A 17085-nucleotide genomic window follows, 5' to 3' on the forward strand; every position below is an offset into this window, starting at 1 on the left:
GGCGGGTCGGTCGACCTGCCACCCGGGGGCGGGAGTCCGTGCGGGAGTGCTCCCCGGACGCCGTACTAGATCAGGCCGAGGCCGCGCACCGCGTCGCGCTCCTCGACGAGCTCGGCGACGGACGCGTCGATGCGCGCACGCGAGAACTCGTTGATGTCCAGGCCCTGGACGATCTCGTACTTGCCGTCCTTCGTGGTGACCGGGAAGGAGGAGATGATGCCCTCGGGGACGCCGTAGGAGCCGTCCGACGGGATGCCCATCGAGGTCCAGTCGCCGTCGGCGGTGCCGTTGACCCAGGTGTGCACGTGGTCGATCGCGGCGTTGGCGGCCGAGGCGGCGGAGGACGCGCCACGGGCCTCGATGATCGCGGCGCCGCGCTTGGCGACGGTCGGGATGAAGGTGTCGGCCAGCCACGCCTCGTCGTTCACGACCTCGGCGGCGTTCTTGCCCGCGATCTCCGCGTGGAAGATGTCCGGGTACTGGGTGGCGGAGTGGTTGCCCCAGATGGTCAGGCGCTTGATGTCGGCGACGGTCGAGCCGGTCTTCCGGGCCAGCTGCGAGATCGCGCGGTTGTGGTCCAGGCGGGTCATCGCGGTGAAGCGCTCGGCCGGTACGTCCGGGGCGGCGGCCTGCGCGATGAGCGCGTTGGTGTTGGCCGGGTTGCCGACGACGAGGACCTTGATGTCGTCCGCGGCGTTGTCGTTGATCGCCTTGCCCTGCGGCTTGAAGATGCCGCCGTTGGCCTCCAGGAGGTCACCGCGCTCCATGCCCTTGGTGCGGGGGCGGGCGCCGACGAGGAGGGCGACGTTCGCACCGTCGAAGCCGACGTTCGGGTCGTCGGTGATCTCGATGCCGCGCAGCAGCGGGAAGGCGCAGTCGTCGAGCTCCATGGCGGTGCCCTCGGCGGCCTTCAGGCCCTGCGGGATTTCGAGGAGGCGCAGTTTGACCGGCACGTCCTGGCCGAGCAGGTGGCCGGAGGCGATGCGGAAGAGCAGCGCGTAGCCGATCTGGCCGGCCGCGCCGGTCACGGTGACGTTGACGGGAGTGCGGGTCATGGCGATCTCCGTAAGACAGCTGGCGGTGGGGGTCCCTGCCCCTGGTGCGGGACATCTCCTTGATCGATCGGTGTCTCGACGTGAAGAGATATCCAGCGGTCAGGCTATCCGACCCCGGGGGTGCTGCACCCCCGGGGCCTTGTGGGACGGCTCACCCCGCGCGGCGCCCGGGGGAGCTAGGGTCCGGGCGGGGCGGTGTGTCCCGCGGGGCGCGGGGCCGGGAACGGAGCCGAGCGCGGGGCCGAGCGCGGGGCCGGGAAAGGGGCCGGGGCCGAGCGCGGGGCCGGAGCCGCGGGCGGGGCCGGAGCCGAGGCCGAGGCCGGGGCCGGGGCCGGGGCTGGTGCCGAGGCCGGGGCTGGTGCCGAGGCCGGGGCCGAGGCCGGGGCCGAGGCCGAGGCCGGGAGCGGGGCCGTCAGCCGTCCGTGCAGCCCTTCGTGCCGGAGGCGAGCGTCGCGCACGCCTTCGCGTCGGCCGCCGCCTTCACCGCCACCATCGGCGTGTACGCGTCCTTGCCCGCGTTGACCGTGCCGTTGCCGGTCTTGCCCGCGGCCTCGACGGTCACCTTGGCGCCGGGCGCCGCCTTGGTGAGGCGGGCCCAGGAGGCCGAGCACGTCTCGCTGTAGCGGACCTCGACGGTGGCCGTGCCGACGGTCGCGCGGGAGACGGTCCTGGCGTACTGGCCGCCGCACCCCATGGTCTCGGGGTCCTGCCCCGTGCACTTCGCGCCCGTGCACTTCACGTCAGCGGGCGGCTCGACGGGGGTGCTGCTGGCGGGCGCGGGCGGCGGGGTCTTGGCCCGCGGCTCCTTCTCGTCGCCGCCGAGGTCCAGGAGGAGGACGGCGGCGGCGATCACCAGGAGCGCGCCGACGACGCCCGCGAGGAACAGGGTCACCTTGCGCTTGCCGCCGCCGGTGCCGCCGGGGGCGCCGTGCCTGCCGGGGGCGCGGCCGTCGCCGCCCCGGCCGGGCCGCTGCGGGGCGGTGCGCGGCGGTACGGGGCCGTGGCCCTGGTGGGCGTACGCGTCGCTCGCGTCGCCCGCGCCGCGCTGCTGGGGCACGGCGCCGGGGTAGCCGCCGTGGCCGGGGGCGCCGGGCGCCGCCGCGTGCCCCCTGGGCGCGTCGCGCCCTTCGGCCACGGACGTCCGTGCGCCGCGCTTGCCGCGGCCCTCGTCGGGGGCGCCGCCGAACTCTCCCAGGGCCGCGCGCGCCTGGGAGATCTGGATGGCCTCCATGGTCATGTCGTGCCGCATCTCGGACCGGCTCCAGGCCCGCTCGGCCAGCTCCCACAGGGTGATGAGGTGGACGGGGTTGGCGCCGGTGACCTCCGCGAGGGCGACGATGGCGCCCTTCGGGGCGAGCAGCCGCCCGTTGAGATAGCGCTCCCAGGAGGTCCTGCTGTACCCGGTGCGGTCGGCGACGGCGGCGATGCCGAGGCCGCTCCGGTCGACGAGTCGCCGCAGCTGGTCGGCGAACTCCCTGACCTCCGGGTCGAGCTCCTCCGGCAGTGCTTTCCAACGAGGCATCGGTTCCCCCCTTGTCCCCCCGGACGTTGCTGAATCGGTCGTGCGCGGTGGTGGCCCGTAGTGCCCCCCCGGCCTCCGGATCCCGACCCGTGTCCGCTGCGGACTACCCAGTCAGATGCGCGGAGCCAGGATGTCAGTTCCCGGGGTGGGAGCGCACGGGAGCACTGTCGGCGCACGCGTGCGCCGTCGCGCGCCCCTACAGAATCCCGCCCGAAGTGTCCCACCGCCATCCCCCTCGGGCGACCACGGTTGCGTGACGATCACACGGTGGCGGAATGGTCACTTCCGTGCCACAGGGGACTGTCAACCCTTGAACGGGGTTGGCGCGTCCATGACGGTGGAGATCGCGGCGGTGCCCGTCCTTCCTCGGGGGAGGGGGCGGTCACCGTCGCTCCCCGGACGGGGGTGCGGGGCGCTGCCCGCCCCGCGCCCCCGCGAGCCGGGCGCCGCCCCTCTTTCCCACGCCACCAGGGCGGCGCCGGGCTCGTGTTTCCCACCCGACAGGGCGGCACCGGGCTTGTACTTCCCACCCGACAGGGCGGCGCCGGGCTCGCGCCCCGGCCTCACGGACGGCGCCTCACCCGCCGGCCGGTGGACGGGCGGTCGCGGGCCGGTGGACGGCGGGCCGCCTCACCTCCGCAGCTCCCGCCAGGTGCCGGGCCCGACGATCCCGTCCGCCACCAGGCCCCGCGCCCGCTGGAAGTGCCGCGCCGCGGCCTCCGTGCTTTCCCCGTACGCCCCGTCGACCGCGCCCGGGTCGAAGCCGTGCCGCCGCAGCAGGCACTGCGCCTCGACGACCTCCCAGCCGCTGCCGCCCCGGTCGAGCGACACGTCCCGGGTCGGGCTGTAACCGGCGCTCCGCGCCCCGCCCTCGCGTCCGTCGGTGCGTCCGTCGCCGCGTCCGCCCTCACGTCCGTCGCCGCGTCCGTCCGTACGTACGCCGTCGCGTCCACCCTCGCGTTCGCGTCCACCCTCGCAGTCGTACGTGCGCGTCGCGTCGTACGAGAACGCCCCGCGCCGCTCCGGCCCGGCCTCGCCCGGCCACTGCGCCGCGGCGACCAGCAGCCCCGCGGCGAACACGGCGGCCACGCAGGCCACGGGCCACGTCCGTACCGTCGGCGCGGCGAGCGGCCCCTTCCCCTTCCCATCTTTCCCACGCGGCATGCCCACTCCATGCGGTGTTGACGGTCCCCCGAGGCCCACGCCCCGCACCGGACAAGAGGGTGCCGCCGGGCACGGGGTTGGTCCGCGCTCCGCGATTGGCCTGTTCCCACCGACCCCCCGCGCCCCGGGCCCCGCCGCCCCGGGATCCGCCCTGGCCCGTCCCCCGCGCGGCGCGGCACGGGCGGCGGCACACGGGCGGCGGCAGACGGGCCGCGGCCGAAACGCGGCAGTGGCCCGCACGCCCCTCGGGTGAGGCGTGCGGGCCACTGCCGCGTCGAGCCGGTCCGTCAGCCCACCGTCTTGTGGACCGCGTCCTCCAGGAACGGGATCTGGAGCCAGGGATCGGGCTGCACCATCAGCGCGAGCACCACGATCGCGGTGCCCAGCGTCCCGTACGTGACGATGTCGGTGAAGCGCGAGCGGACCGCGAGCATGCCCACGGACGGCAGTATCCAGCGCAGGACCGCGCCCGCGACCATCCCCATGCCGATCAGGATCGTGCCGATCCGGAACGCCTCGGCGAACGGGTCGAGGCCCACGATCACCAGGCCGAGCGCGACCGCCCCTATGACGCTGAGCAGCGGCCACTGCCGTGCGGGCGCGGGCGCGTCACCGGGGGCCGCGCGTCCGCCGCCCTCGGGGCGCGCGGTGTCGCGGGTGATCGAGGGGAACCGCCGGGAGACGCGCCCCCGCACCCCGCCGCCGGACGACGCGGCCGCGGGCGGGGCGGCGGCAGCGCCCCCGCTCCCGTCCCCGGCCGCGCCTCCCGCGGCGTCCTCAGCCGGCACTGCGTTCCGCCGCCTCGACCACGTTCACCAGCAGCTGCGCCCGGGTCATCGGGCCGACGCCGCCGGGGTTGGGCGAGATCCAGCCCGCGACCTCGGCGACGCCCGGGTGCACATCGCCGACGATCTTGCCGTTCTCGTCGCGCGAGACGCCGACGTCGAGCACCGCGGCGCCCGGCTTCACGTCCTCCGGCTTGATCAGGTGCGGCACGCCGGCGGCGGCGACGATGATGTCGGCGCGCCTGAGGTGGGCGGCCAGGTCCCGGGTGCCGGTGTGGCACTGGGTGACCGTCGCGTTCTCGCTGCGCCGCGTCAGCAGCAGCGGCATGGGCCGCCCGATGGTGACGCCGCGCCCGACGACGACGACCTCGGCGCCCGCGATCTCGACGCCGAACTGCCGCAGCAGCGTGATGATGCCGTACGGGGTGCAGGGCAGCGGCGCGGGCTCGTTCAGCACGAGGCGGCCCAGGTTCATCGGGTGGAGGCCGTCCGCGTCCTTGTCCGGGTCCATCAGTTCGAGGACGCGGTTCTCGTCGATGCCCTTGGGGAGCGGCAGCTGGACGATGTAACCGGTGCAGGAGGGGTCGTCGTTGAGCTCGCGCACGACCGCCTCGATCTCCTCCTGCGTGGCGGTCGCGGGGAGTTCGCGCTGGATCGACGCGATGCCGACCTGGGCGCAGTCGCGGTGCTTGCCCGCGACGTACTTCTGGCTGCCCGGGTCGTCACCGACCAGCAGGGTGCCGAGACCGGGCGTGATTCCCCGGTCCTTGAGCGCCGCCACGCGCACGGCGAGTTCGGACTTGATCGCGGCCGCGGTGGCCTTGCCATCGAGAATCTGAGCGGTCATGCCGCCATCTTCGCGGATGACCCCTGCCCTGTTCCAATTGCGGGGAAGCACCGGGGGAACAGCGGGTTCCGCACAGAAGGCGCGTACGGCCGACGACTGGACAAAAAGTCGGCGGTAATACCACGATGACGGCGCAATGCCGCGGCGGCGCAGGGGGACAACACCGCTCGTAACCACACGTTCCTCCGCCCGTACCGCACCGTCCCCAGCGCATCACGGAGGAACCCCGCCATGAGCTTCGGCGACCCCAACAACCCTTACGGCCAGCCCCCTCAGGGCCAGCAGCCGAGCTACGGCTACCCGCAGCAGCCCCAGCCCCAGCAGCCGGGGTACGGCTACCCGCAGGCCCCGCCGATCGACCCGTACGGCATGGGCGGCGGCTTCCCCGGCGGTCCGGTGACGATGCCGGGCGGGGTGAAGGCGGCCCGCGTGATGATCTGGGTCATATCCGGCCTCCAGATCATCGCGGCGCTCCTGATGTTCGCCCTGGCGAGCCAGGTGGACAAGCTGGACGACGACGGCTCGGAGGACGTCCAGGCCATCCTCGACCTGGGCAAGGGCGGCATCACGTTCGTCGGCGTGCTGTCCCTGGTCTTCGCGGGCCTCGGCATCGCGCTGGCGCTGAAGTTCGCGAAGGGCGGCAACGCCACCCGGACCTGCGCGATCGTCTACGGCTCGTTCATCGTGCTGTTCGCCGTCTTCCAGCTGCCGCTCGGCATCGTGTCGCTGGTGCTCGGCATCCTGATCATCGTCTTCTGCGCGAAGCGGGACGGCGGCGCCTGGTTCAACCGGCCGCGCCACCAGCAGTACTGACACCGCCCCCGGCACCACCGCTGAAGGCCGCGCCCCGTCGCACGACGGGGCGCGGCCTTCCGGCTTCTCCGCCGATCGATCGACCGACCGACCGGCGGATCAGCCGGTCAGTGGAAGAAGTGCCGCGTCCCCGTGAGGTACATCGTCACGCCCGCCTTCTGCGCCGCCTCGATCACCTGCTCGTCGCGGACCGAACCGCCCGGCTGCACCACGGCCTTGATGCCCGCGGCCGTCAGGATCTCCAGCCCGTCGGGGAAGGGGAAGAACGCGTCCGACGCGGCGTACGAGCCGCGCGCCCGCTCCTCGCCCGCGCGCTCCACCGCGAGCTTCGCGGAGTCGACGCGGTTGACCTGGCCCATGCCGACGCCGACCGACGCGCCGTCCTTGGCGAGCAGGATCGCGTTGGACTTCACCGCGCGGCTCGCCCGCCACGCGAACGCCAGCTCCGCGAGCTCGTCGGCGGACAGCGCCTCGCCCGTCGCGAGCGTCCAGTTGGCCGGGTCGTCGCCCTCGGCCTGGAACACGTCGGTGTGCTGGACGACCGCGCCGCCGGAGACGAACTTCACGTCGCCCGGCTGCGCCGGAGTGCCCTCGACCCGGAGCACGCGGATGTTCTTCTTCCTGGCCAGGACCTCGACGGCGCCCTCCTCGTACGAGGGGGCCGCGATGACCTCGGTGAAGATCTCCGCGACCTGCTCGGCCATGGCCACCGACACCTCGCGGTTGACGGCGATCACGCCGCCGAACGCGGAGAGCGGGTCGCAGGCGTGCGCCTTGCGGTGCGCCTCCGCGACGTCCGCACCGATCGCGATGCCGCACGGGTTGGCGTGCTTGATGATCGCCACGCACGGCTCGTCGTGGTCGAAGGCGGCGCGGCGCGCCGCCTCGGTGTCCACGTAGTTGTTGAAGGACATCTCCTTGCCGTGCAGCTGCTCGGCGTTGGCGAGCCCGCCCGGCTGGCCGTCGGTGTAGAGCGCGGCGGCCTGGTGCGGGTTCTCGCCGTAGCGCAGCGTCGACTTGCGCTCCAGGGCCTCGCCGACGAACTCGGGCAGCCCGTTCGAGTCGTCCTCGGGGGCGTACGCGCCCGTGAACCAGGTCGCCACGGCGGTGTCGTACGCGGCGGTGTGCTGGAACGCCTCGGCGGCCAGGCGCTTGCGGGCGGCGAGGTCGAAGCCGCCCGCCCGGACGGCCGCGAGGACGTCCTCGTACCGGCGCGGGCTGGTGACGACCGCGACGGAGGGGTGGTTCTTGGCGGCGGCACGGACCATCGAGGGGCCGCCGATGTCGATCTGCTCGACGCACTCGTCGGGGCTCGCGCCCGACTGCACGGTCTGCGTGAAGGGGTAGAGGTTCACGACGACCAGGTCGAAGGGCTCCACGCCCAGCTCGGCCAGCTGCTCGCGGTGCGCGTCCAGGCGCAGGTCGGCGAGGATTCCGGCGTGGACGCGCGGGTGCAGCGTCTTGACCCGGCCGTCCAGGCACTCGGGGAAGCCCGTCAGCTCCTCGACCTTGGTCACCGGGACCCCGGCGGCGGCGATCTTCCCTGCGGTCGAGCCGGTCGAGACGAGCTCGACCCCGGCCTCGTGGAGCCCGCGGGCCAGGTCCTCAAGACCCGTCTTGTCATAGACGCTGATCAGCGCGCGGCGGATGGGCTTGTTCGGCTTATTCACCGACATGAACCTTTCGTCCCTCTATGCGGTAGCCGTTGCGGGCCAGGCGCCCCACGACCTCGACGAGCAGCGAGCGCTCGACTTCCTTGATCCGCTCGTGCAGAGCGGCTTCATCGTCCGACTCCCGCACCTCGACCACGCCCTGGGCGATGATCGGGCCGGTGTCGACGCCGTCGTCGACGAAGTGGACGGTGCACCCGGTGACCTTCGCGCCGTACGCGAGCGCGTCGCGGACGCCGTGGGCCCCGGGAAAACTGGGCAGCAGGGCGGGGTGGGTGTTCACGAACCGGCCGCCGAAGCGGGCCAGGAACTCCTTGCCCACGATCTTCATGAACCCGGCGGACACGACCAGGTCGGGCTCGTACGCGGCGGTGGCGGCGGCGAGCGCCGCGTCCCACTCCTCACGGGTGCCGTGGTCCTTGACCCGGCACACGAAGGTCGGCAGCCCGGCGCGCTCGGCCCGCTCCAGGCCCGCGATGCCCTCGCGGTCCGCGCCGACGGCGACGACACGGGCGCCGTAGCCCTCGGGGTCCGCCGCGATGGCGTCGAGCAGGGCCTGGAGATTCGTGCCGGATCCGGAGACCAGCACCACGAGACGGGCGGGAGCTGCGGCGGGGGACGGCGAGGCCACGTCGGGGCCCTTTCTCACGTTGCGGTGCTCTTGTGTGGTCGTACAAACGAATCGAGCCCCCGGATACGGGGAACTCTACGAATGCGCCGACCGTCAGCAACGATACCGGCACACCGGGCGGCCCCCACGGGACGGGTGGACGCCCGGCAGGTAGCGTCTGGGAAGCAGACGCCCGCCCCGGGGCGCGCCCGAGGCGGGAACGGGGACGCGGCCGACGTACGACCGCTGTGCGACTGATGTGCGACCGACGCTCAACCGACCAAGATGGGGAAGACGTTCACCACATGCCGGACCTTCGACGCCGTACGGATCCCACCTCACCGCTGACCGAAAGGGCGGGCGTGCTGCTGCGCGAGCGCGGCTCCCGGACGCCCCGGCCGAGCGGTGACGGCGGCAGTGGCGGCGCCCAGGACGACAACCCCTTCGCGGCGCCGCCCGAGGACCGCCCCGACCAGGAGTGGCGCCCCCGGCAGCCCGCGCAGCCCTCGCAGCCCCCGCAGGGCGAGAACGGGGACCAGGAGGGCTCGGGGCAGACGCCGCCGTCCGCGTGGGGCGGTCGCTGGAGCAGCCGCCAGCCGGGCCGCCAGGGCGGCGACTTCGGCAGCCGCCAGGGCAACGGCCAGGGCGGCCCCGGCCCGAACGGCAACGGAAACGGACCGGGGAACGGCGCGGGCCCGCGCTGGGACCCGACGGACCCGTCGCAGCGGCGTGCGCGGTACGCGCTGCTCGCGGGCATGTGGGCGTTCTTCTTCGCGATCTTCCGGCAGGAGGAGATCGCGCTGCTGCTCGGTGCGCTGGCGGCGTACTGGAGCATCAGCTCGCTGCGCGCGAAGCCCGCGGGGGCGGCAGGAGCCGCCGGTACGGGTGCGGGTGCGGGTGGTACGGGAGGTGCGCAGCCCGCGCCCCAGGCCCCGGCGCCCGCGCCCCCCGGCAACGGCCGCAGGCAGCAGCGGACGGCCGCGGTGAGCGGTCTGGTGACGGCGTCGATCGCGCTGGTGATGGTGGCGGGGTCGTTCACGGCGCAGCTGGTGTACCGGGACTACTACACGTGCCAGCGGGACGCACTGACGAAGTCGGGAGAGCTGGCCTGCAACGACCAGCTGCCGAAGCCCCTGCGCAAGATCTTCGGCACGACGGAATAGCCCCGCGCCCCGGGGGTGGACGGGGTGACCCGGCCAAGGGTGGACGCGCGGGCCGGTGGCGGCTCGCCCGCGCAGTTCCCCGCGCCCGATGTGCGGCTCCGCCGCGTGGGCGCGAGCACCAGGCGCCCCGTCAGGGGCACGGGACTGTGCCCGATGTACGACTCCGCCACACGGACACGAGCACAGGCGCCCCGTCAGGGGCGCGGGACTGTGCCCGATGTGCGGCTCCGCCGCGTGGGCGCGAGCACAGGCGCCCCGTCAGGGGCGCGGGGAACTGCGCGAGGGTGGGGCAGATGCCGCGCGTACCCACCCAGCCCCCGGCAGGGTTTCGGGAAGGGGTGGGGTGGGGAGGGGACCCGCCCGCCGCAGGTGAAAGGCGCCCACCCCGAGCCCGGGACCCTCCCGAAACACACGCCCCCTACTCCCGCTCCTCCGACGCCGCCTTGAGCGACGCCCACCGGGACTCCCGCGCCCCCTCCTCGTGCCAGGAATCCCACGCCCCCCAAGAATCCCCGCCCATGTAGTCGTACGACTCGAACTCCTCCGCGCCGCCCGGCACGGCAGCCCCCTCCTCAGCCCCCTCTTCAGCCTCAGCCTCGGCCTCCGCATCCGGCCTCCGCCAGAACCGCCACCAGGCCCGCTCCTCCACCGCCCCGGCCGCGCCAGGCAGCACCGGGCCGCCCGCCTCCTGAGCATCCCCGGCCGACGCCGCACCCTCCGGCAGCCCCCCACCCCCGGCCAACGCCGCACCACCGAGCGGCACCGCACCACCGGGCGACGCCGTGCCCCCGGTAGACACCGCGTCCCCAGCCGGCGCCACGCCACCCGAAGGCACCGCACCCTCGGCCGACACCACGCCCCCGATCGGCACCACACCCCCCGGCGGCACCGCGCCACCGACCGGCACCGCGCCCCCGATCGGCGCCGCGCCACCCCACGGCACCCGGACACCCGACGGCACCGCCCCCGAAGGCGCCGCTCCCCACTGCGGCGCGCCCGCGCGCCCCCGTACCCGCCATGCCCGAAGGCCCAGCGCTCCCGGCACCCCCACCCCCGCCGTCCACACCAGCGCCGCCGCACCGACCCGCCACCACACCGGGCCGAACTCCGCGAGCGCGCCCCGCCCCAGCGGTCCGCCCGCCGCCGCGGCGAGCCCCGCGGCGGCGACCGCGCAGAACCCCGCCGCCAGCCCCGCGACCAGCGCGGTCTCCCGCACGCTCCAGACGTCCGCCCGCTCCCCGCCCCGCGGCGCCGCCTCCCGCGCCGCGAACCACGCGATCACCGCGCCCGCCGCGACCGGCACCAGCGCGGCGAGCCAGTTCAGCCAGGTCCCCCGCCCCTCGGGCACCGCCGCCAGCAGCGGAAAGCTCGGCAGGGCCGGGCTCCCGGCGACCGCGAGCGGGGTCACCGTGGCCCCCGTACCGAGGGCGAACCCGGGCCCGAGCCCGTACGCCGCACCCCACACCGCCGCGTTCGGCACCAGCGCGAAGCAGAGCAGCAGCACCGCGAACCGCCCGGACCACTCCCCGGAGAGCCGGAGGAACGACTGCTCCGCCGCGCCCGCGTGCCACACCAGCGAGGCCCCGACGAGCAGCGCCCCGCCGCCCAGCAGCACCGCGACCGCCGCGCCCCCCGCCCGCAGCGCCGTCGCCGCCCGGAGGCGCGCGAGCCCACCGCGTACGCCCTCCGAAGCCTCCGCACCCCCCGGGAGCACCGCGCGCACCCATCCGGGCAGCGGTCCCGCGGGGCGGCCGTTCGCCGTCCAGACCCCCGCCCCCGCCGCCGACGCCACCACCGCCGACAGCCACAGCGCCGCGACGAGCGGCCGCACGGTGAGCGCGCCGCCCCGCACGTACAGCACGACGAGCGCGGCCACCACGAGGTACCCGCACACCACCGCCCCGAACGCCCCGCCCGACGACGGCCTGGGCCGCCCCTCGTCCGGCGACAGCGCGTCGCGCGCCGCGCGGTACGCCAGCCAGACGGGCAGGGCGACGAGCAGCAGCGGTACGACCCCGACCGGCGCGGACCCCCCGTTGAGCGTCTGTTCGCGCACGAGCTCCGTGCCGTGCGCGAGCAGCCAGAGCCCGGCCGCCACGTGGAGCGCGCCGCCCGGACCGCTGTCCGGGTACGGCGAGCTGATCCACACCACCATCACCAGCACCGCGAGCGTCCCGAGCCCGAGCCCCGCGGCGATCGTCCCGCGAAGGAACGCCGAGGCCAGCGCGGCGAAGCGCCGGTTCCGCTCGGCGGAGAGCGACAGCGAGGGGGGCGTCGACGGGGACGGGGCGCGGTCGGACGTCACATGGGTCACCCCGCCATGCTGCCAACGACACGCGCTTTTCCGGCGTAACAGGCGAATGGCTGTCGTGTCGCCCAATATACGTTTATGTACTTTTTCGGCCAGGGGAGGACGTCATGACGCAGGGCACGACCGGTGCCACCCCGCTGCCGCCCCCCAAGGAGCGGCGCAGGCTGCGCGAGGCGCGGGCGCTGACCGAGGAGCAGCTGGCGGCGGCGATGGGCGTCACCCGTGCGACGGTCAGGTCCTGGGAGGCGGGCCGTACGAGCCCGAGGGGCCGCAAGCGCGACGCGTACGCGAAGCTCCTCGCGTCGGGGTCCTGGGCCGCGCCCCCGAACCGTACCGGTGCCGCCCCCGCGGGCGAGGCCCGCGCCCAGGGGAGCGCCCGGCCCCGGGGCACCTCACGCACGCGGGAGCAGACGTACGCGCGAGAACCGGCCCGCCCCCTGCGGCAGGCCCGCGCGCGGGGACCCGTCCACACCCGGGAGGCCACCGGCGCCCGCGAACGGACCCGCCCCGCAGCCGTCGAGGAACCCGGCCCCACCCGAAAGCCCGGCCCCACCCGGGACCCCCGTCCCGACCGGGGATCCGGCCCCGCCCCGGAGTACCGCCCCGGCCGGGACGTCACCCCCGTGCCCGCGTCCGTGCCCCTGTCCGCGTCCGCCCCCGCCTTCGCCACCCCCGCCGAGGCGTTCGACGCGCTCTACTCGCGCACCGCGCCCGGTCTCGTACGCCAGACGTACCTCCTCACCGGGCGCCGCAAGCTCTCCACCGAGTCCGTCGAACGGGCGTTCCACCTCGCCTGGCAGCGCTGGCCCGAGGTCGCCGTCGACCGCGACCCCGCGGGATGGGTGCGGGCGGCCGCGTACGAGTACGCGATGTCCCCGTGGCACCGCCTGCGCCCCCTGCACAAGCACCCCGACGCCCCGCCCAAGGCCCCCGGCCCGCGCGCGCTGCGCGACGCGCTGCTGCGGCTGCCGCCCCCGTACCGCCGCACCGTCCTGCTCTACGACGGGCTGGGCCTCGACCTGCCGGAGACGGCGGCCGAGACCGAGGCGAGCACCCCGGCGGCCGCGAACCGCCTGCTCCACGCGCGCGCCGAGATCGCGCACCGCGTCCCCGAGCTGGCCGAGCCCGAGCTGCTCCACGAGCGGCTCGGCGACCTCGCGCTCGCCGTGCCCCCGGCCCCGCTCCCCGCCGCCCGTACCGTACGGACGGGCAGCGAGCGCCGCGCCCGGTTCTGGACCCGCGCGGCCATCGCGTTCACCGCGCTGATCATCGGCGCCACGGCCTTCACCCTGACCACGGCCCCGACGGCCTACGAGGCCCCGCACGCCCCCGGTACCCCGGTCAACGGCCTGCCCGTCTACAGCGGACCGCTCAAGCTGACCCCGCAGGACCTCGAACTCCAGCAGAGGCTCAGGGCGGAACCGGCGAACGGCCCCGGACGGCTGGTCCCCGAGCTGGAGTGACCGCCGGGCTGCAACGCGCGTGGGCCCGTACCCCCCTCGGAACGGAAGGGGTACGGGCCCACGTGCGTCACGCGCGAACGGGTCAGCCGTTCAGGATCTCCCGGGCCAGCTTCGCGGTCTCGGTCGGCGTCTTGCCGACCTTCACGCCCGCGGCCTCCAGGGCCTCCTTCTTCGCCTGCGCGGTGCCGGAGGAGCCCGACACGATGGCGCCGGCGTGGCCCATCGTCTTGCCCTCGGGGGCGGTGAAGCCCGCGACGTAGCCGACGACCGGCTTGGTGACGTTGGCCTTGATGAAGTCGGCCGCACGCTCCTCGGCGTCGCCGCCGATCTCACCGATCATGACGATCAGGTCGGTCTCGGGGTCGGCCTCGAACGCCTCCAGGGCGTCGATGTGCGTGGTGCCGATGACCGGGTCGCCACCGATGCCGACGGCGGACGAGAAGCCGATGTCACGGAGCTCGTACATCATCTGGTACGTCAGCGTGCCGGACTTCGAGACCAGGCCGATGCGGCCCGGCTTCGTGATGTCGCCCGGGATGATGCCGGCGTTGGACTGGCCCGGGGTGATGAGACCGGGGCAGTTCGGGCCGATGATCCGGGTCTTGTTGCCCTTCGAGCCCGCGTACGCCCAGAAGGCGGCGGAGTCGTGGACGGCGATGCCCTCGGTGATCACCACGGCGAGCGGGATCTCGGCGTCGATGGCCTCGACCACGGCGGCCTTGGCGAAGGCCGGCGGCACGAAGAGGACGGAGACGTTGGCGCCCGTCTTCTCCATGGCCTCGGCGACGGACCCGAAGACCGGGACCTCGGTGCCGTCGAAGTCGACGGTCGTGCCGGCCTTGCGCGGGTTCACGCCGCCGACGATGTTGGTGCCGTCGGCCAGCATGAGCTTGGTGTGCTTCATGCCCGTGGCACCGGTCATGCCCTGGACGATGACCTTGCTGTCCTTGTTGAGGAAGATAGCCATGGCTTTTCTTTCCCTCGTCCCTTACTTCGCAGCCGCGAGCTCGGCGGCCTTGTCGGCCGCGCCGTCCATGGTGTCCACGCGCTGGACCAGCGGGTGGTTGGCGTCCGACAGGATCTTGCGACCCAGCTCCGCGTTGTTGCCGTCGAGGCGCACGACCAGCGGCTTCTCGACCTTCTCGCCCTTGGAGGCCAGCAGCTCCAGGGCCTGCACGATGCCGTTGGCGACCTCGTCGCAGGCGGTGATGCCACCGAAGACGTTGACGAACACGGACTTGACGTCCGGGTCGCCCAGGATGATCTCCAGGCCGTTCGCCATGACCTCGGCGGAGGCGCCGCCGCCGATGTCGAGGAAGTTGGCGGGCTTCACGCCGCCGTGGTTCTCACCGGCGTACGCGACGACGTCCAGCGTCGACATGACCAGACCGGCACCGTTACCGATGATGCCGACCTCGCCTTCGAGCTTGACGTAGTTCAGGCCCTTGGCCTTGGCCGCGGCTTCGAGCGGGTCAGCCGCGTCCTTGTCCTCCAGGGCCTCGTGCTCCGGCTGGCGGAAGTCGGCGTTGGCGTCCAGGGACACCTTGCCGTCCAGCGCCAGGATGCGGCCGTCCTTGGTCTTGACCAGCGGGTTCACCTCGACGAGGAGCGCGTCCTCGGCGACGAAGGTGTCCCACAGGGTCACCAGCGCCTCGGCGACGCCCTCGGCCACGTCGGCCGGGAACTTCGCCAGGGCCACGATCTCGCGGGCCTTCTCGATGTCGACGCCGTCGACGGCGTTGACCGGGACCTTCGCGAGGGCCTCGGGGGTCTTCTCCGCGACCTCCTCGATGTCCATGCCGCCCTGCACCGACGCCATGGCGAGGAAGGTGCGGTTGGTGCGGTCCAGGAGGTACGAGACGTAGTACTCAGCCTCGATCTCGGGGGACAGCTCGGCGATCATCACCTTGTGGACCGTGTGGCCCTTGATGTCCATGCCGAGGATGTCGGTCGCACGGGCGACCGCCTCGTCGGCGTCGGCGGCCAGCTTGACGCCGCCGGCCTTGCCGCGGCCGCCGACCTTCACCTGCGCCTTGACGACGGACTTGCCGCCCAGCCGCTCGGTCGCCTCGCGGGCTGCCTCAGGCGTGTCGATGACTTCACCGGCCAGCACCGGTACACCGTGCTTGGCGAAGAGGTCCCTCGCCTGGTACTCGAACAGGTCCACGCGCGTCCGTCCCTTTTCAGTGGTATCGCGGTTGCGTTGTCTGCGTGGGCGTGCCGCGAAGGGCAACGTGACGGCGCTGTCACTGAGGGAGGCGTACACGGTGTCCGGTACGCGGCATGTCCGTCTTGCAGGTTATCCCCGTGGACGGTGCGACCCTAAATCGCAGATCACACCAGAGCGGTGATACCCATCACAGACAGCCCGGTCCCTACGCCTCCGGCACGGGCAGCGGCCGCTTCTCCAGCGCCGCGGCCATCACCTCGGGAAACAGATCGGGCGTGCAGGCGAACGCCGGCGCCCCCAGCGCCGCCAGCGCCGCCGCGTGCTCCCTGTCGTACGCCGGCGCCCCCTCGTCGGACAGCGCCAGCAGCGCCACGAACTGCACCCCCGCCCCCTTCATCGCCGCGACCCGCTTCAGCATCTCGTCCCTGATCCCGCCCTCGTAGAGGTCGCTGATCAGCACGACCACGGTTTCGGCCGGTCGGGTGATCTGCGACTGGCAGTACGCCAGCGCCCGGTTGATGTCCGTCCCGCCGCCCAGCTGCGTGCCGAACAGCACGTCCACCGGATCGTCGAGCTGGTCGGTCAGGTCGACGACCGCCGTGTCGAAGACCACGAGCCGGGTCCGTATCGCCCGCATGGACGCCAGCACCGCTCCGAACACCGACGCGTACACCACGGACGCCGCCATCGACCCCGACTGGTCGATGCAGAGCACCACGTCCTTCTTCACGGCCTGCGAGGCCCGCCCGTAGCCGACCAGCCGCTCGGGCACGACCGTGCCGTGCTCGGGCAGGTAGTTCTTGAGGTTCGCCCGGATGGTGCGGTCCCAGTCGATGTCGCGGTGACGCGGCCTGCTGATCCGCGCGGACCGGTCGAGCGCGCCCGTCAGCGTCGCCTTCGTCCGCGTGGCCAGCCGCTTCTCCAGGTCCTCCACCACCTTGCGCACCACGGCCCGCGCGGTCTCCTTCGTCTCCTCCGGCATCGCCCTGTTCAGCGAGAGCAGCGTCCCGACGAGGTGGACGTCCGCCTCGACCGCCTCCAGCATCTCCGGCTCAAGCAGCAGCGCGGACAGGCCCAGCCGGTCGATCGCGTCCCGCTGCATGACCTGGACGACGGAGCTGGGGAAGTACGTCCTGATGTCCCCGAGCCAGCGGGCGACCGAGGGCGCGGAGGCACCGAGTCCGGCCGACCGGTCACCGCTCCTGTCCCGCTTGCCGCGCCCGCCGGGCCCCGCGCCGTAGAGCGAGGCGAGCGCCCCGTCCATGGCGGCGTCCCGCCCCGACAGCGCGTACCCCGTGCCGTCCGCGGCCTCCCCGCCGAGCACCAGCCGCCACCGCCGGAGCCGCTCCCCCGGACCGCCCGCGGCGCTCCCCTTCCCCGGACCGCCCGCGACACCTCCGTCCACCGCACCGTCCACCGCCCCGTCCATGGCGCCTCCGTCCATCGACCTGTCCGTCACGCCGACACCGTTCGTCACGCGGGCACCGTTCGTCATGCGGGTACCGTCCGCAT

Annotated in this window: 14 protein-coding genes; 3 read left to right on the top strand and 11 right to left on the bottom strand. The window is 74.0% G+C overall.

Going from position 1 to position 17085, the window contains the following annotated elements; all coding sequences use genetic code 11:
• Window positions 1–65 precede the first annotated feature (65 nt).
• The 5 genes from ACIBNE_RS21710 to ACIBNE_RS21730 form a co-directional block, all read right to left on the bottom strand.
• Window positions 66–1055 carry a malate dehydrogenase gene (locus ACIBNE_RS21710; RefSeq protein WP_399273895.1) on the bottom strand — a complete coding sequence of 330 codons (990 nt, stop codon included), beginning with the start codon at window positions 1053–1055 and terminating at the stop codon, window positions 66–68.
• A 412-nt stretch (window positions 1056–1467) separates the two neighbouring features.
• On the bottom strand, window positions 1468–2577 hold the full coding sequence (locus ACIBNE_RS21715; RefSeq protein WP_399273896.1) for a DUF2690 domain-containing protein: 1110 nt from the start codon (window positions 2575–2577) through the stop codon (window positions 1468–1470).
• 630 nt (window positions 2578–3207) lie between these two features.
• Entirely contained in the window at window positions 3208–3741 is a 534-nt protein-coding gene (locus ACIBNE_RS21720; protein WP_399273898.1) for a peptidoglycan-binding protein, read from the bottom strand.
• Between the two features lie 287 nt (window positions 3742–4028).
• Window positions 4029–4529, bottom strand: a complete 501-nt coding sequence (locus ACIBNE_RS21725; RefSeq protein WP_399273900.1) for a DUF3017 domain-containing protein — start codon at window positions 4527–4529, stop codon at window positions 4029–4031.
• Window positions 4519–5373 (bottom strand): bifunctional methylenetetrahydrofolate dehydrogenase/methenyltetrahydrofolate cyclohydrolase, encoded by an 855-nt coding sequence (locus tag ACIBNE_RS21730; RefSeq protein WP_399273902.1) that lies wholly within the window; start codon window positions 5371–5373, stop codon window positions 4519–4521. Before ACIBNE_RS21730 ends, ACIBNE_RS21725 begins: the two co-directional genes overlap by 11 nt.
• A 231-nt stretch (window positions 5374–5604) precedes the next feature.
• Between ACIBNE_RS21730 and ACIBNE_RS21735 the strand changes: the two genes are divergently transcribed.
• The gene (locus tag ACIBNE_RS21735; protein ID WP_399273904.1) at window positions 5605–6186 is read left to right on the top strand and encodes a hypothetical protein; all 582 of its coding nucleotides are present in this window, start codon (window positions 5605–5607) and stop codon (window positions 6184–6186) included.
• 107 nt (window positions 6187–6293) lie between these two features.
• Here the strand turns inward: ACIBNE_RS21735 and purH are convergent, their stop codons facing one another.
• On the bottom strand, window positions 6294–7862 hold the full coding sequence (gene purH, locus ACIBNE_RS21740) for a bifunctional phosphoribosylaminoimidazolecarboxamide formyltransferase/IMP cyclohydrolase (RefSeq protein WP_399273906.1): 1569 nt from the start codon (window positions 7860–7862) through the stop codon (window positions 6294–6296).
• Window positions 7849–8505 (bottom strand): phosphoribosylglycinamide formyltransferase, encoded by a 657-nt coding sequence (gene purN, locus ACIBNE_RS21745; RefSeq protein ID WP_399273908.1) that lies wholly within the window; start codon window positions 8503–8505, stop codon window positions 7849–7851. Before purN ends, purH begins: the two co-directional genes overlap by 14 nt.
• Before the next feature lie 266 nt (window positions 8506–8771).
• Between purN and ACIBNE_RS21750 the strand changes: the two genes are divergently transcribed.
• Window positions 8772–9629, top strand: a complete 858-nt coding sequence (locus tag ACIBNE_RS21750; protein ID WP_399273909.1) for a hypothetical protein — start codon at window positions 8772–8774, stop codon at window positions 9627–9629.
• A gap of 418 nt (window positions 9630–10047) precedes the next feature.
• Here the strand turns inward: ACIBNE_RS21750 and ACIBNE_RS21755 are convergent, their stop codons facing one another.
• Window positions 10048–11943, bottom strand: a complete 1896-nt coding sequence (locus ACIBNE_RS21755; protein WP_399273911.1) for a DUF6350 family protein — start codon at window positions 11941–11943, stop codon at window positions 10048–10050.
• Between the two features lie 104 nt (window positions 11944–12047).
• Between ACIBNE_RS21755 and ACIBNE_RS21760 the strand changes: the two genes are divergently transcribed.
• On the top strand, window positions 12048–13403 hold the full coding sequence (locus ACIBNE_RS21760) for a sigma factor-like helix-turn-helix DNA-binding protein (protein WP_399273913.1): 1356 nt from the start codon (window positions 12048–12050) through the stop codon (window positions 13401–13403).
• 82 nt (window positions 13404–13485) lie between these two features.
• On the opposite strand, the gene sucD is transcribed toward ACIBNE_RS21760, so the two are convergent.
• The 3 genes from sucD to ACIBNE_RS21775 all read right to left on the bottom strand — a co-directional run bounded on the left by sucD (window position 13486) and on the right by ACIBNE_RS21775 (window position 17002).
• On the bottom strand, window positions 13486–14370 hold the full coding sequence (sucD, locus tag ACIBNE_RS21765) for a succinate--CoA ligase subunit alpha (protein ID WP_399273914.1): 885 nt from the start codon (window positions 14368–14370) through the stop codon (window positions 13486–13488).
• Window positions 14371–14391: 21 nt separating this feature from the next.
• Window positions 14392–15570: an ADP-forming succinate--CoA ligase subunit beta gene (gene sucC / locus ACIBNE_RS21770; protein WP_399273916.1), complete on the bottom strand. Its 1179-nt coding sequence runs from the start codon at window positions 15568–15570 to the stop codon at window positions 14392–14394.
• Between the two features lie 208 nt (window positions 15571–15778).
• Complete coding sequence (locus ACIBNE_RS21775) at window positions 15779–17002, bottom strand: VWA domain-containing protein (protein WP_399274262.1); 1224 nt, start codon at window positions 17000–17002, stop codon at window positions 15779–15781.
• Window positions 17003–17085 lie beyond the last annotated feature (83 nt).

Origin of the sequence: Streptomyces sp. NPDC050504, from assembly GCF_044458065.1 — a bacterium.
Lineage (GTDB): Bacteria > Actinomycetota > Actinomycetes > Streptomycetales > Streptomycetaceae > Streptomyces.